The following is a 14,851-nucleotide window of genomic DNA, read 5'->3' as shown; positions in this document are numbered from 1 at the left end:
TACCCGACGGTGACCAGCTGAGATGACCGACGTGCCCCGATCCGACGCCGAAAAGACCCCTGCTCCGGCAGGATCACCCGACCTGCCCGACCTCGATCTGTTCCTCGCCGGCCAGACCCACACGCTGCTCGACACGGCGCGGCGGGCGGTCCGGCCCGAGGGCGGCTTCTGGTGGCTGACCGACGACCGCACCCCGGACCGCGGCGAGCCGCTGCACACCTGGATCACCTGCCGGATGACCCACGTGTCCGCCCTCGCCCACCGCAACGGCGACCCGGACGCGGCCGCTCTGGTCGACCACGGAATCGCCGCGCTCAGCACGCTGCTGCGCGACGACCGGTACGGCGGCTGGTTCGCTGCCGTCGACCAGCAGGGCGCGCCCACCAACGAGCGCAAGGCCGGGTACGACCACGCGTTCGTGCTGCTCGCCGCGTCCGGCGCGGCGCGCGCCGGGCGGCCCGGCGCGGACCGGCTCCTCGACGACGCCCTGGCCGTGGTGCGGGACCGGTTCTGGGACGCCGAGGTTGGCGCGGTCCGCGAGTCCTGGAACCGCGACTGGACGGTCACCGAGGACTACCGGGGCGCGAACAGCAGCATGCACATGGTCGAGGCGTTCCTCGCCGCCGCGGCCGCCACCGGCGACGCGAGCTGGACCGACCGGGCGCTGCGGATCGGCACCCATCTGGTGCACGGCGAGGGCGCCCGGCACGACTGGCGGCTGCCCGAGCACTTCACCGCCGACTGGGCACCGCTGCCCGACTACAACCGGGACCGGCCCGCCGACCCGTTCCGGCCGTACGGCTCGACGATCGGGCACTGGCTGGAGTGGGCCCGCCTGCTGCTGGAGCTGGAGGCGGTTCTGCCGCAGCCGCCGAGCTGGCTGCTCGCCGACGCCCGCGCCCTGTTCGCCGCCGCCGTACGACGGGGCTGGGCGGTCGATGGCGCCGACGGCTTCGTCTACACCATCGACTGGGACGACCGGCCCGTCGTCCGCTCCCGGATGCACTGGGTGCTGGCCGAGGCGATCGGGGCGGCGATCACCCTGCACCGGCGCACCGGGGACGCGGTCTACGAAGACTGGTACCGGGTGTTCTGGACGTACGCGCGCCACCACCTGATCGACGACGCCGGGTGGCGGCACGAACTGGACCCGCGGAACCAGCCCGCCGGCACGGTCTGGCACGGCCGGCCGGACGTCTATCACGCGTACCAGGCCGTGCTGCTGTCCCGCTCGGCCGACGCGCTCGGCGGCCCCGGCCCGCTCGCCCCGGGCGAGGTGCCCGCGTGATCGTGGTGGCGGGTGATGCGCTCATCGACCTGGTGGTCACCGCCGAGGGGCAGCGGGCGGTGCCGGGCGGATCGCCGGCGAACGTGGCGGTCACGCTGGCCCGGCTCGACCAGCCGGTGCGGCTGCTGGCCCGGCTCGGCGCCGACGAGTACGGCCGTCAGCTCGCCGAGCACCTGAGCGCCAATCAGGTGGACCTGGACTGGGCGATCCGCGCCGAGCAGCCGACCTCGGTGGCGGTGGCCACCCTGAACGCCACCGGGCAGGCCAGCTACGAGTTCCGGCTGGCCGGCACGGCGGACTGGCAGTGGACGCCGCAGGAGTTGCCCGAACTTGCGGGTTCGCCGGCGACCGCCCTGCACACCGGGTCACTCGCGCTGGCGCTGGCACCGGGCGCGCAGGTCCTGGAGGACCTGCTTGCCCGCGAACGCCGCCGGGACGGGCTCACCATCTCGATCGACCTCAACCTGCGTCCGAGCATCGTCACCGACCGGGCGGCGGAGCAGGCGAGGGTGCGGCGTCAGGTGAGCCTCGCCCACCTGGTCAAGGCCAGCGACGAGGACCTGGCCTGGCTCTACCCGGATCGGACGGTGTCCGACGTGATGGCCGAGTGGCGCGAGGCCGGGGTGTGCTGCGCGGTGGTGACCCGGGGTGCCGACGGCGCCTGGCTGCTCGCCCCGGACGGCTCGCTGCACGAGGAGCCGGCGGTGCCCACGACCGTGGTCGACACCGTCGGGGCCGGTGACGCGTTCACCGGCGGCCTGCTGGCCGCGCTGGCCGACCTCGACGCCCTCGGTGACCGGCCGGCCGACCGGCTCGCCGCGCTGACCCCGGCGCAGTGGGCCCGGGTGCTCCGGCAGGCCGCGCTGGTGGCCGCGCTGACCTGCGCCCGTCGCGGCGCGGACCCGCCCCGCCGGGCCGAGGTGGAGGCCCTGCTCGGCGCCGTGAGCTGAGCACCGCGCCGGCCCGACCCTCGCTCGGGTCGGCGCGATCGGCCGTCAGGCGGCCGGCGGGGTCAGGCCCCGACGCAGCAGCCGGGTGGGGAGCACGGTGGTCGACGGTGGGGAGTCGTCACCGGCGATCCGCTGGAACAGCCGTTCGCTGGCGATCCGGGCCAGCTCCCGGGTGTCGTACCCGACGACGGTGAGCGGCCTGGGCATCAGGTGGGCCAATTCGAAGTCGTCGAAGCCGACCAACGCGGCGTCGCTGCCCCGCCGGTGCAGCTCCTGCAGGGCGCCGACGGTGATCCGGTTGTTGCCGCAGAAAAACGCGGTGGGCGGGTCCGGCAGGTCGAGCAGCGCGGCGACGGCCCGTCCGGCCTCCTCCGGCGCGATGAGCCGGTCGCGGACCAGCGACTCGTCGGGCTCGATCCCCGCGGCGGCCAGCGCCGCCCGGGCGCCGGCCAGCCGCTCACGAATGGTGGGCACGCTCGGCGCGCCGAGCAGGACACCCACCCGGCGGTGCCCCTCGTCGAGCAGGGCGCCCACCCCGGCACGGCTGCCGCCCTGGTTGTCCAGCAGCACGGCGTCCGCGAGCAGACCCTGCGGCGGCCGGTCCAGGAAGACCACCGGCATGCCCAGCTCGACCTCGCGGCGCAGGAACGAGTGGTCCGGGCCGGCCGGCACCACCAGCAGCCCGTCGACCCTGCGCTGGGTGAAATCCTGGAGCAGGGCGCGTTCCCGCTCCGGGTCCTCCTCGGAGGAGGCAGTGATCAGCATCGTCCCGTGCGCGGCGGCGATCTCGGCGGCCACACTGGCAATGGTGGCGTAGAACGGGTTGGCGATCTCCTCGATGAGCAGCCCGACGGTGGCGTTGAGCTGTCGGGAACGCAGGTTGCGGGCGATGTCGTTGCGCCGGAAGCCCAGCTCGGCGATGGCGGCCAGCACCCGACCGACCAGTTCCTGCCCCACCGGCTCGTCGTTGACCACCCGGGAGACGGTCTTCAGGCTCACCCCGGCGTGCCGGGCCACGTCGACCATGGTCGGGCGTCGGCGCGCGGTCGGCCGGGTCGGGGTCTGCGTCACGGGGTGGTCCTCCACGGGCGGCGCGGGTCAGCGGTCGACGGCGGCGAGCACGTCGACGGCTTTTCGGGCGGCGATCAGCACCGGGTCCCACACCGGCGCGTACGGCGGAGCGTAGCCCAGGTCGAGCGCCGTCATATCGTCCACCGTCATGCCGTTCCACAGCGCCACGGCCAGCGTGTCGATCCGTTTGGCCGCCTCGGACCAGCCGACGATCTGCGCGCCGAGCAGTCGACCGCTTGGTCGCTCGGCGATCAGTTTGACGGTCATCCGCCGGGCGCCGGGGTAGTAGCCGGCCCGGTTGGTCGAGTCGGCGACCACGGAGATGAAGTCGAAGCCGGCCGCGGTGGCGTCCCGCTCGCGCAGGCCGGTCCGGCCCACCTCCAGGTCGCAGACCTTCGTGACGGCCGTGCCGATCACGCCCATGAAGGTGGCGTACCCGCCGCCGATGTTGATCCCGGCCACCCGGCCCTGCTTGTTGGCGTGCGTGCCCAGCGGTATGTGCACCGGCATCCCGCTGACCCGGTGCAGCGTCTCCACGCAGTCGCCGGCCGCCCAGATACCGGGCATGCCGGGGACCCGCATCCGGCGGTCCACCCGGATCGCGCCGGTCGGCCCGATGGGCAGCCCGGCCGCCTCGGCGAGGGCGGCGTTGGGGCGTACGCCCAGGCCCAGGACCACGACGTCGGTCGGGATCGGCCCCTCCGCGGTGACCACCGCGGAGACCCGGCCGTCGCGCTGCTCCAGGCCGGTCACCCGCAGGCCGGTGCGGATCGTGAGGCCCAGGCCGCGCATCGCGTCGGCGACCAGCTCGGCCATGTCGCCGTCCACGGTCGCCATGGGCTGGTCGGCCGCCTCGACCAGGGTGACGGAGAGGCCGCGCTGGATCAGGGCCTCGGCCATCTCGACGCCGATGTACCCGCCACCGACCACCACCGCCCGGCGCGGCTGCGGCTCGCTGTCCAGCCAGTCGCGCAGCGCGGCCCCGTCGTCGAGGGTCTGCATGCCGAACACGCCGCCCGCGTCGGTGTCCGCCCACGGCGGCTTCACCGGCATCGCGCCGGCGGCGTACATCAGCTCGTCGAAGCGCTCGCGGACCTCGCCGCCCTGTTCCAGGTCCCGGGCGACAACCTCGCGGCGCTCCAGGTCGATGGCGGTCACCTCGTGGCGTATCCGCACGTCGATGGCGTACTCGGTGCGGAACGTCTCCGGGGACCGGGCGATCAGATGCTCCGGGCCGGGCACCAGGCCACTGATCCAGTACGGGATGCCGCACGCCGAGTAGGAGGTGAAGTGGCCGCGTTCGAAGACCACGATCTCCAGGTCGTCACGGACGCGGCGGCGTCGGGCCTGGGACGCCGCCGACATGCCGGCGGCGTCCCCGCCGATGACGATCAGTCGTTGCGCCACGGGACCATCCTGTCACGCGGTGATCAGCCGCGGGTCTGTCGCGCCACGTCCTGCACCACGTCAATCAGCCGTCCGGTGCGGGCGAACACCGCCCGCTGCCGCCCCGCGCCGCTGCCGTGCCGGCGCAGCACGCTCAGCAGGTCGGTCACCTCGGCCCAGTCGCCGTGCTGCTCCAACGCCGGTCGCATGCGTTCCACGAACCGGTCCAGCAGCTCCCACGCCGGGCGCAGCTCGCCGGTGGTGACGTCGACGGCGTCGCCCTCCAGGCCGTCGTGGGCGGCCCGCCAGTGTGCGCCGACCAGCAGGTGGTGGTCGGTGGGCAGCGCGGGTCGGTCGGCCTCGACGTCCGACATGGCGGTGGCCACCAGGGCCCGGACCAGCGCGGCGACCAGCACGGCGTCGTCCACCGACGGGCAGACGTCGCCGATCCGCAGCTCCACGGTCGGGTACTTCGCCGACAGCCGGGCGTACCAGTAGAGCATCCCCTCGTCGAGCATCACCCCGCTGGCGATCAACTGGCGGATCAGCCGCTCGTAGTGCTCGTGCGACTCCAGCCAGGGCGTCGGCGCCACCGACGGCCAGCGTTCCCACTCCACCGAGCGCCAGCTGGCGTAGCCGGTGTCCTCGCCGCGGGCGAACGGGGAGTTGGTGGTCACGGCGTGCAGCATCGGCAGCCAGGGCCGGACGTGATTGAGCACCTGCACGCCGGTCTCCGGGTCGGGGACACCCACGTGCACGTGCATGCCGTTGTTGCCGGGGCCAGGGACGAGCAGCCGGAACCGTTCGATCATCCGGTCGAAGCGGGGCTTGTCGACCACCGGCGGCACCGGACCGTCGACCGGCCCGGTGCCGATGGCCAGCAGCCGTACGCCGGCCCGCTCGGCGGCGTCGGCGAGCGCCCCGCGCAGCACGGTCAGGGAGTGCCGGATCGAGGAGAGCTCAAGGCCGGGCGGGCTGCCAATCTCGATCTGGCTGGTTTGGAACTCCCGCTCCACCTGCCCGCGCAGCTCCGCCGGCACCTGTTCGAGGACCAGGTCGACGGCGGGTACCGCGGCCCCGGTGTGCGGGTCGACGAGCAGGAACTCCTCCTCGACACCCACGGTGAGCAATTCGGTCCCCGCGGTCGTCCCGCTGGGCGCCTCTGCCACCTGGCCGGTCATCGCCACCACCGTCCGTTCCTGCCGGTCGCGGTCCGTCCGCGTCGGTCGGTCGTTTGGTTACCCACCGTGGCGATGGCGGGAAACGTGGTGACGGCGCGTCGGACCGCGTGTCGGGCGGACACCGCGCGTCGCGCACCGCGTGTCGGCCGCCGCCGGGTTCGCCCCCCACGTGCCGACGGGTGGCCGCGATTCGATCGGCTGGCGTGACACCGGGCCCTAGGCTGAACCCGTGCCGGTACCGGTGGGGCTTCTCGGGGTTGCGTGGATTTCCACGTTCGCGCAGCTCACCCTGCTCGCGCTGCGCCCGGCTGACCTGCTCGCCGGCGTCGCGTTGACCGCCCTGGTGCTGCTCGCCGTGCTGCTCGCGGCGCGCGTGCCCGGTCGCTCGGGCGTGCCGGGCGTCGCCCGGCGCTGGACCGGGCTGCGGGCCCGCTCCCGTGGTCGCCGGGTGCCCCGGCAGGTCGACCCCGACGCGGCCGGCCGGCCCCGCCCCCGCGCACCCGGGCACCCCTCGGCCGCGTAGCGCGACGCCGCCGCGCGGCCGATCCCGCCGTCATCGGTTCTCCCGTCGGGCGGACGCCGCCGGGGGAGGACCCACCGGAATCGGACCGAGGGGTTTCCCATGCTCGCCTTCGCACCTCTGACCGGCGTGGTCGGCGCCGCCGGCACCGCGCTGTCCTGGCTCACCGATCTGCTCGAACCGTTGGCCGGCGGCATGGCGACCGCCGCCGCCATCGTGCTGCTCACCATCGCCGTGCGGTTGCTGATCTCGCCGCTCACCGTCGCCCAGGTCCGCGGGGAGCGGCGCCGCGCGGCGCTCGCCCCGCAGGTCCGTGATCTTCAGCGGCGGTACGCCGACGACCCGACGAAGCTCCAGAGCGAACTGTTCGCGCTGTACCGCTCAGCCGGCGCCAACCCGATCGCCGGCTGCCTGCCGTTGCTGCTCCAGGCACCGTTCCTGCTCGTTCTGTACCGGCTGTTCACCACGAGTGAGGGCGGCACCGGGCTGCTCCAGGAGCGGCTGGCCGGGGTGCCGCTGGGCCACCACCTCGGCGACGGGCTGGCCGGGGCGGCCGGTCCGCTCTTCGCCGTACTGCTGGCGGCGCTGCTGGTGTTGGCCTGGTGGTCGTCGCGGCGGGCCCGCCGGGCGTCGGCGGCGGTCGGCACGGTGGCCGGTACGCCCACCGAGGGCCCGGGTGCGGCGACGCTCGGCCGGCTGCTGCCCCTGCTGCCGTTCACGACGGTGCTGGTGGCGCTGGTGCTGCCACTCGCGGCGGTCATCTACCTGGTGACCACGACCGCCTGGTCGGCACTGGAGCAGGTGGTGCTCCGCCGGCCGCAGGCCACTCCGGCGAGCGCCGAGATAGATCGACGTTGACAACTGTTTCGTTGGGACGTACAACTCCGAGAGAGCGCTCTCTCGACCCGTCCCCGAAGAGAGGCACGTCCATGTCACCTCCTCCGGCGGCCATCGCCGCCCCGCCCGTCCGACGCCGGATGCTGGCGTCCGTCCTGCTCGTCGCCACCACCACCGCCCTGGCCGGGATCACCGTGACCGCGCAGGCCGCCGTGCCGCCCCCCCCGCCGCCGGTTGGAGCACCGTCTGGAGCGACGACTTCACCGGCGCCGCCGGCACCCTGCCGTCGGCGGCCAACTGGATCATCGACACCGGCCACAACTACCCCGGCGGCCCGGCCAACTGGGGCACCGGGGAGATCCAGAACTACACCGCCAGCACCGCCAACGTCAGCCACGACGGTGGTGGCAACCTGCGGATCACGCCGCTGCGCGATGGTGGGGGCGGCTGGACCTCCGCCCGGATCGAGACCGTGCGCAGCGACTTCAAGGCCCCGGCCGGCGGTGTGCTGGCCATCGAGGGCCGGATCCAGATGCCGAACGTCACCGGCGCCGCGGCGGCCGGCTACTGGCCGGCGTTCTGGGCGCTCGGCGCACCCTACCGGGGCAACTATCAGAACTGGCCGGGCATCGGCGAGTTCGACGTGATGGAGAACGTCAACGGCATCAACTCGGTCTGGGGAGTGCTGCACTGCGGCGTCGCCCCGGGCGGACCGTGCGACGAGTTCAACGGCATCGGCGCTTCCCGGACCTGCCCGGGCGCGAGCTGCCAGTCCGCGTTCCACACCTACCGGTTCGAGTGGGACGCCTCCATCAGCCCGCAGCAACTGCGCTGGTACGTCGACGGACAGCTCTACCACACCGTCACGCAGAGCCGGGTCGGCGAGCCGGCCTGGTCGCAGATGACCTCGCACGCCGGCTACTTCCTGCTGCTCAACGTGGCGATGGGCGGGGCGTTCCCGAACGGGGTGGCGGGCAGCGGCACGCCGACCGCGGCGACCGTCCCCGGTCGGCCGATGCTGGTCGACTACGTGGCGGTGTACCGCCGCGGCGGCGGGACCACCCCGCCGCCCACCACCCCGCCGCCCGGCGGCAGCAGGGACGCGTACGGGCAGATCCAGGCCGAGGCGTTCAACGGGCAGAACGGGGTGCTCGTCGAGGCGTGCGCCGAGGGCGGGCAGAACATCGCCGCGCTCCGCAACGGGGACTGGGCGCGCTACGACGGCGTCGAGTTCGGCTCCGCAGTGCCCCGGGACTTCGTGGCCCGGGTGGCCTCCGGGGCCGGCGGTGGGGTGAGCGGTCTGGTCGAGGTGCGGTTGGACAGCCCGACCGCCGCGCCGATCGGCAGCTTCGCGATCGGCAACACCGGCGGCTGGCAGAGCTGGCGCTCGGTGCCCGGCAACGTCAGCGGCGTGACCGGCCGGCACACCGTCTACCTCACCTTCACCAGTGGGCAGCCCAACGACTTCGTCAACGTCAACTGGTTCACTTTCCGCCGCTGAACGCCCAGTTCGGCTGAGCGGGCACGCGGATCAGCGACCGGCGGTCACCGACCGCCGGTCGTCGCGCGTCCGGCGACGGCGGACCTTGCGGATCACCCAGCCGACCACCATGACGACGAAGACCGCGACGATCGCGTAGTTGAACCAGTCGCTGTACCGCTCGACGTCCTGCCAGCGGCTGCCGAGCGCGTAACCGGCGCCGACGATGAGGGCGTTCCACACCCCGCTGCCGATCGTGGTGAGCAGGATGAACTCGCCCAGCGGCATCCGGTTCGCCCCGGCCGGGACGGAGACCAGGCTGCGGACCACCGGCACGACGCGGCCGATCAGCACCGCCCACCGGCCGTGCCGCTCGAACCAGCGGTCGGCCCTCTCCAGGTCGTCGGCGTCCACCAGCGGGATGCGGTCCAGCCAGCGCTTGAGCCGCTCCTCACCCAGCGCCGCGCCGAGCCAGTAGAGCACCAGCGCGCCGGCCAGCGAGCCGACCGTCGCGGCCACCACCACGAGCACCACGTTGAACCGGCCCTCGCTGGCCAGGTAGCCGGCGAGCGCCAGCACGATCTCGCTGGGAATGGGCGGGACGATGCTCTCCAGCGCCACCAGCAGCGCGACACCGACCGGCCCCATCCCCTCGATCACGGTGGCCACCCAGCCGGTCAACCCGGTGAACCTGGTCGGGTCGACATTCTGGGCGAGCGCCATGGTCGGTCCTTCCGGGTCGGCGGCCGGGGGGATCGGATGGTCATACCCGATCGGTGCCCGGCCACACCTGCCGGTGAGCCGGGCCACCTCGCCGTGCCGGTCAGTGCTCCGGGTGCAGCGCGGTGTCGGCCGGCCCCTGCCGCCAGCCGGTGAACACCACGGTGAGGCCGGCGCGGACCGGCGCGCAGCAGAACGGCCCGGCCGTGGCCTCGGCCGTCGGGTCCAGCGGGGCGAGCCGGACCAGCCGCCACGGTTCGTCGTCGATCCGCGCCCGGACGGTCAGCGCGTCGCCGGCCCGGCTGACCCGGACCGTCACCTCCCGGCCCGCCCACTCCGGCACCGGTGCCACCGACCAGTCGGAGAACTCCCGGGTCACCACCGCGCCGAGCTGGAGTTCGCCGTCGCTCACCTCGACACCGGCCTTGATCCAGTTGCGCTCGTCCACCCGGACCAGCGCACCGGCCTGGTCGAACTGCCCGGTGAGGTCGAGCCGGAAGCTCACCTCCATGGCGCTGCCGACCGGCAGCGGGGCGAGCAGGGCGGGGCCGTTGTCGTGCACGAACCCGTAGCTGGTCCGCCGCCAGAGGTCGCTCTCCGCCGCCGGTTCGACGACCAACTCGCCGGCCGGGCTCTCCTCGGCGCGGACCGGCGGATACAGCCAGCCGCCCCGGGCCCAGTCCAACGGTTCGCTCGGCGGTACGAGGTCGATCTCCATGACCGGCACGGTACCGGCCGGAAGCGACCGTCCCGGCTCCGCCGCCCGTCGGCCGGGTTTGCCGCGCCGATCCACGGGAGAAGTTCCTCCGGCATGGGTGACCGTTGGTATTCCGAAGCCGTCGTCTACTGCCTCGACATCGACACGTACGCCGATTCCGACGGCGACGGGGTTGGTGACATCCGTGGGCTGATCGGCCGGCTGGACTACCTGGCCCGGCTGGGCGTGACCTGCCTGTGGCTGCACCCGATCCACCCGTCACCCAACCGCGACGACGGCTACGACGCCACGGACTTCTACAACGTGGACCCGCGCTTCGGCACCCTCGGCGACTTCGCGGAGCTGCTGCACCAGGCGCAGAACCGTGGCATCCGCGTGATCATCGACCTGGTCGTCAACCACACCTCCGACGAGCACCCGTGGTTCCAGTCCGCCCGCTCGTCGCCGGACTCGCCGTACCGCGACTGGTTCGTCTGGTCCGACACCGAGCCGGCCGACCGGCACCAGGGCATGGTCTTCCCCGGTGAGCAGAACGAGACCTGGAGCTACGACCGCACCGCCAAGGCGTGGTTCTACCACCGGTTCTACAAGTTCCAGCCGGACCTCAACTTCGCCAACCCGGAGGTCCGGGCGGAGATCAAGAAGGTCATGTCGTTCTGGCTCCAGCTCGGCGTCTCCGGCTTCCGGATGGACGCGGTGCCGTTCATCATCGAGCTGACCGAGCCGGGCAACCCGAACTCGCCGAAGGACTTCGAGTTCCTCACCGAGATGCGCCAGCACGTGCAGTGGCGGCGCGGCGACGCGGTCCTGCTGGCCGAGGCGAACGTCGAGCCGGACCAGCTGCCGACGTTCTTCGGTGACGCCGGCGGCTCCGGCAACCGGATCCACATGCTCTTCGACTTCATGCTCAACGGTCGACTCATGCTGGCCCTCGCCCGACAGGATCCGGAGTCGCTGATCGAGGCGCTGCGGGACACCCCGACGCTGCCCGTCGGTGGGCAGTGGGCCACCTTCCTGCGTAACCACGACGAGATCGACCTGTCCCGGCTCACCACCGAACAGCGCAACCAGGTGTACGCGCAGTTCGGCCCGGACGAGAACATGCGCATCTACGACCGGGGCATCCGCCGCCGGCTCGCCCCGATGCTCGGCAACGACCGGCGTCGCATCGAGCTGGCGTACGCCCTCCAGTTCTCGCTGCGCGGCACGCCGGTGCTGCGCTACGGCGAGGAAATCGGGATGGGGGAGGACCTGTCGCTGCCCGGCCGGGAGGCGATCCGTACCCCGATGCAGTGGTCGTACCAGCCGAACGCGGGCTTCTCCACAGCGGACCCGGAGAAGCTGGTCCGCCCGGTGATCGACAAGGGTGAGTTCGGCTACCAGAGGGTCAACGTCACGGCCCAGCGCGGTGACTCGAAGTCGCTGCTCGCCTGGTTCGAACGCATGATCCGGACGCTGCGTGAGGCACCGGAGGTCGGCTCCGGCTCGACCACCCACATCGACGTGCCCGCGCCGGCCGGGGTGCTGGCGCACCGGGCGGACGGGCCGACCGGGACGATGGCCTTCCTGCACAACCTGGGCGCCGACGACGTCGAGGTGGACCTGAGCACCCTGGAGGCGGAGGCCGACCTGCCGAACGACGTGCTCGCCGACCGCGGCTACGGAGAGCTGGGCAAGCTCGGCGCGGTCAAGCTCTCCGGCTACGGCTACCGCTGGATCCGGCTCTGTCGGGGCTCGGTGGGGACGGGTTAAGCTCCACCGACCGAGCCAAGTTACCCGGAGGTAATCATGTCGGAGGAGCCCCGCGTCGCCATCGTCACCGGAGCCGCACGCGGTATCGGTGCGGCCACCGCCCGCCGGCTGGCCGCCGACGGCATGGCCGTCGCCGTGGTCGACATCGAGGAGGCGGCCACCAAGGAGACCGTGGACGCCGTCGCCGGTGCCGGCGGCCGGGCCCTCGGCGTCGGCGCCGACGTCTCCGACCGGGCCCAGGTCGAAGCCGCCGTGGAGCGGATCGCCGCCGAGCTGGGCGCGCCCACCGTGCTGGTCAACAACGCCGGGGTGCTCCGCGACAACCTGCTGTTCAAGATGACCAACGCCGACTGGGACACGGTCATGGGGGTGCACCTGCGTGGCGCGTTCCTGTTCAGCCAGGCCGCCCAGAAGCACATGGTGGACCGCAGGTGGGGGCGGATCGTCAACCTGTCCAGCACCTCCGCGCTGGGCAACCGGGGCCAGGCGAACTACGCCGCCGCCAAGGCCGGTCTCCAGGGCTTCACCAAGACCCTCGCCATCGAGCTGGGACCGTTCGGGGTGACCGTGAACGCGGTGGCGCCCGGCTTCATCGTCACCGACATGACCGCCGCCACCGCCGCCCGGATGAAGGTGGACTTCGAGGACCTCCAGAAGCACGCCGCCGCCGAGATCCCGGTACGTCGCCCGGGCCGGCCGGAGGACGTCGCGCACACCATCTCGTTCCTGGCCAGCGAGGGGGCGGGATTCGTCTCCGGCCAGGTCATCTACGTGGCCGGCGGCCCGCGGAACTGACCCGTACCCGTCGAGGGCGCTCCATGCACGAGGGAGCGCCCTCGACGTGTGCGCGGGTCGTTCAGGCGGGGTCGCGGCGGGTGCGCCAGAGCCAGAACAGGCCGAGCACCGGCAGCACCAGCGGGATGTAGCCGTACCCGCTGCCGAACTGCGACCAGACCGTCTCGTCGGGGAAGAGTTCCTTGTCGGCCAGGCTCAGGATGCCGACCGCGACCACCCCGACCAGCTCCAGTGAACAGCAGGCCAGCGCGACCCGTCGGCCGGTGTGCCCGGCACGGGCCAACCCCACCGCGGCGACGATGTAGATGAGCGCGGCCAGCGCGGAGAGCAGGTACGCCACCGGCGCCTCGTCGAACCTCGTGGCGATCTGCAGGCCTGCCCGGCTGGTCGCCGCGATGGCGAAGAGCAGGTAGACCGCGATCAGCAGCCGGCCCGGACCGGTGTTCGTCGCGCGCCGGGCCGGTCGTGTCTCAACCACCGATGACCTCCCAGGTCTGCTGCAATCGGACGACCACCACCGGGGCCACCAGGCAGACCGCGCAGACGATCGCCGAACCCCAGCGGGTCGGCTCCATCCGGGCCAGCACCCAGGCCAGCGGCGGCAGGCAGACCAGCGTGACGAGGTAGCCGAAGAAGGCGCCGGGCTCGCCGGGCCGATCCCCGCCGCCGACCGCGACCAGCGCCAGCACGGTCAACGCGAGCAGTGCCAGTTCCAGGACGGCCAGGCCGGCGAACTGCACCCGGTCCGGTGGCCGGTGGCGTACCGCCGCCACCAGTGCCCACACCGCGACGAGCAACGACAGCACGATCGACGCCGTCGCGAGAATCCCGTCCACCGGCGAGTTGGCCGCCGCCGCACTGGTCATCGGCCCCACCCGGTCGTTGCCTCGGTCACCGGCACAGCCTACTAACCGTCGTAGTACGTCGGCGACCCTGCCTCGCTGTCCTCCGCCACCGCTGTCGAGCGGCCGGGCCATGGCCGGCCGGGCGGAGACCGGACCCTGCGGGCTCGGGGTTGGTCGACCCGCCGCCGTCACGGCTGGTGGGGCGACTAGCGTGGATCACGCCCGTGGCGTCGTCGCGGTGCGGGGAAACGGCGGAGGTACACGTGCTGCGGTTCGGCTTGTTCGGCACCGGTCACTGGGCGATCGAGACGCACGGGAAGGCGCTGCACGCACACCCGGACGCGGAGTTGGTCGGCGTCTGGGGGCGCAACCCGGAGCGGGCCGCCGCGCTGGCCGAGCGGTACGGGGTGCCGGCGTACGCCGACGTCGACGCGTTGCTCGAGGTGTGCGACGCGGTCGCGGTCGCGCTGCCGCCGAACATCCAGGCCGACATCGCGACCCGGGCGGCCGCCGCCGGCCGGCACCTGCTGCTGGACAAGCCGCTGGCGCTGACCGTCGAGGACGCCGACCGGGTGGTCGCGGCGGCGGAGGCGTCGGGGGTCGCCTCGGTCGTCTTCTTCACCCAGCGGTTCCAGCCGAACGTGACCGCGTTCCTCGCCGCCACCGCAGCCGCCGGGGGCTGGCAGCACGGGCGGACCGTCGCGTTCGCCTCGATCTTCCAGGAGGGCAGCCCGTACGGCGGTTCGCTGTGGCGCCGGGAGCACGGCGCGCTCTGGGACATCGCCCCGCACGCGCTCTCCATCATCCTGCCGGTGCTGGGTCGGGTGACCCGGGTGGCCGCGATGGACGGACCGAGCGGGATGGTGCACCTGCTGCTCACCCACGACGGTGGCGCCACCAGCAGCGCCTCGCTCTCCCTGGACGCCCCGAGCGAGTCGATGACCCGCGAGTTCGTGTTCTACGGCGAGAACGGCATCGAGACCGTCCCGGTCGGCGACAACGACCCGGCCACGGCGTTCGGTGTGGCGATCGACCAGCTCGTGGAGCAGGTGCGGGCGGGCACCCGCGACCACCGCTGCGACGTCCGGTTCGGCCGTGAGGTCGTCGCCATTCTCGCCGCCGCCGAAACCGCCCGCGCCGAATCCCGCACCATCCCCCTCCCGTAACCCCCCACCCGCACCCCGCCCCCGCCGCCTGTTGATCAAGAGGTTTGCGTCAACCGGCGCGGCGTGTCGTGGTCGGCCTCCAGGGAGTCGAGCACGGCCGGCAGTGAGCCCGGCACCTGCTTGACGTCGCCCCACTCCTCGG

At 73.1% G+C, this 14,851-nt stretch carries 14 protein-coding genes and 1 pseudogene; 8 read left to right on the top strand and 7 right to left on the bottom strand.

Annotated elements, in window-relative coordinates; translation table 11 throughout:
- The first annotated feature begins 22 nt into the window (after positions 1–22).
- On the top strand, positions 23–1,288 hold the full coding sequence (locus tag ACWD5O_RS25195) for an AGE family epimerase/isomerase (protein ID WP_450086753.1): 1,266 nt from the start codon (positions 23–25) through the stop codon (positions 1,286–1,288).
- Positions 1,285–2,238, top strand: a complete 954-nt coding sequence (locus ACWD5O_RS25190; RefSeq protein ID WP_450086752.1) for a carbohydrate kinase family protein — start codon at positions 1,285–1,287, stop codon at positions 2,236–2,238. The genes ACWD5O_RS25195 and ACWD5O_RS25190 overlap by 4 nt, the downstream gene beginning before the upstream one ends.
- A 45-nt stretch (positions 2,239–2,283) precedes the next feature.
- Here ACWD5O_RS25190 and ACWD5O_RS25185 read toward each other — a convergent pair whose 3' ends face one another.
- The 3 genes from ACWD5O_RS25185 to ACWD5O_RS25175 all read right to left on the bottom strand — a co-directional run bounded on the left by ACWD5O_RS25185 (position 2,284) and on the right by ACWD5O_RS25175 (position 5,876).
- The gene (locus ACWD5O_RS25185; protein WP_354964010.1) at positions 2,284–3,264 is read right to left on the bottom strand and encodes a LacI family DNA-binding transcriptional regulator; all 981 of its coding nucleotides are present in this window, start codon (positions 3,262–3,264) and stop codon (positions 2,284–2,286) included.
- A 72-nt stretch (positions 3,265–3,336) separates the two neighbouring features.
- Positions 3,337–4,716: an FAD-dependent oxidoreductase gene (locus tag ACWD5O_RS25180; protein WP_354963803.1), complete on the bottom strand. Its 1,380-nt coding sequence runs from the start codon at positions 4,714–4,716 to the stop codon at positions 3,337–3,339.
- Between the two features lie 23 nt (positions 4,717–4,739).
- Entirely contained in the window at positions 4,740–5,876 is a 1,137-nt protein-coding gene (locus ACWD5O_RS25175; RefSeq protein WP_450086751.1) for a carboxylate-amine ligase, read from the bottom strand.
- Positions 5,877–6,105: 229 nt separating this feature from the next.
- On the opposite strand from ACWD5O_RS25175, the gene ACWD5O_RS25170 reads away from it, so the two are divergent.
- The 3 genes and pseudogenes from ACWD5O_RS25170 to ACWD5O_RS25160 all read left to right on the top strand — a co-directional run bounded on the left by ACWD5O_RS25170 (position 6,106) and on the right by ACWD5O_RS25160 (position 8,734).
- Positions 6,106–6,399, top strand: coding sequence for a DUF6412 domain-containing protein (locus ACWD5O_RS25170; protein ID WP_354963805.1), 294 nt, complete (start codon positions 6,106–6,108; stop codon positions 6,397–6,399).
- A gap of 99 nt (positions 6,400–6,498) precedes the next feature.
- The gene (locus ACWD5O_RS25165) at positions 6,499–7,254 is read left to right on the top strand and encodes a YidC/Oxa1 family membrane protein insertase (RefSeq protein ID WP_450086750.1); all 756 of its coding nucleotides are present in this window, start codon (positions 6,499–6,501) and stop codon (positions 7,252–7,254) included.
- Between the two features lie 71 nt (positions 7,255–7,325).
- Positions 7,326–8,734, top strand: a pseudogene (locus tag ACWD5O_RS25160) (carbohydrate-binding protein).
- Between the two features lie 30 nt (positions 8,735–8,764).
- Here the strand turns inward: ACWD5O_RS25160 and ACWD5O_RS25155 are convergent.
- Together ACWD5O_RS25155 and ACWD5O_RS25150 are read right to left on the bottom strand one after the other, a co-directional pair.
- Positions 8,765–9,436: a DedA family protein gene (locus tag ACWD5O_RS25155; RefSeq protein WP_354963808.1), complete on the bottom strand. Its 672-nt coding sequence runs from the start codon at positions 9,434–9,436 to the stop codon at positions 8,765–8,767.
- A 100-nt stretch (positions 9,437–9,536) separates the two neighbouring features.
- Positions 9,537–10,151, bottom strand: coding sequence for a DUF1349 domain-containing protein (locus tag ACWD5O_RS25150; protein ID WP_450086749.1), 615 nt, complete (start codon positions 10,149–10,151; stop codon positions 9,537–9,539).
- Positions 10,152–10,244: 93 nt separating this feature from the next.
- Here ACWD5O_RS25150 and ACWD5O_RS25145 point away from each other — a divergent pair, with 93 nt between their 5' ends.
- Together ACWD5O_RS25145 and fabG are read left to right on the top strand one after the other, a co-directional pair.
- Complete coding sequence (locus tag ACWD5O_RS25145) at positions 10,245–11,903, top strand: alpha-amylase family protein (RefSeq protein ID WP_450086748.1); 1,659 nt, start codon at positions 10,245–10,247, stop codon at positions 11,901–11,903.
- Between the two features lie 36 nt (positions 11,904–11,939).
- Entirely contained in the window at positions 11,940–12,698 is a 759-nt protein-coding gene (gene fabG / locus ACWD5O_RS25140) for a 3-oxoacyl-ACP reductase FabG (protein WP_354963811.1), read from the top strand.
- A gap of 61 nt (positions 12,699–12,759) precedes the next feature.
- On the opposite strand, the gene ACWD5O_RS25135 is transcribed toward fabG, so the two are convergent.
- Together ACWD5O_RS25135 and ACWD5O_RS25130 are read right to left on the bottom strand one after the other, a co-directional pair.
- A complete protein-coding gene (locus tag ACWD5O_RS25135; protein WP_121657381.1) occupies positions 12,760–13,176 on the bottom strand; it encodes a hypothetical protein in 417 nt (138 codons plus the stop codon).
- Positions 13,169–13,564: a hypothetical protein gene (locus tag ACWD5O_RS25130; protein ID WP_450086747.1), complete on the bottom strand. Its 396-nt coding sequence runs from the start codon at positions 13,562–13,564 to the stop codon at positions 13,169–13,171. The genes ACWD5O_RS25135 and ACWD5O_RS25130 overlap by 8 nt, the downstream gene beginning before the upstream one ends.
- A 242-nt stretch (positions 13,565–13,806) precedes the next feature.
- Here ACWD5O_RS25130 and ACWD5O_RS25125 point away from each other — a divergent pair, with 242 nt between their 5' ends.
- Positions 13,807–14,709 carry a Gfo/Idh/MocA family protein gene (locus tag ACWD5O_RS25125; RefSeq protein WP_354963813.1) on the top strand — a complete coding sequence of 301 codons (903 nt, stop codon included), beginning with the start codon at positions 13,807–13,809 and terminating at the stop codon, positions 14,707–14,709.
- Positions 14,710–14,851 lie beyond the last annotated feature (142 nt).

The sequence above is a fragment of the Micromonospora sp. NPDC005161 genome, from assembly GCF_053599855.1.
Note: the sequence above shows the minus strand (reverse complement) of the source record. Positions and strands in the feature narration are given on the sequence as shown.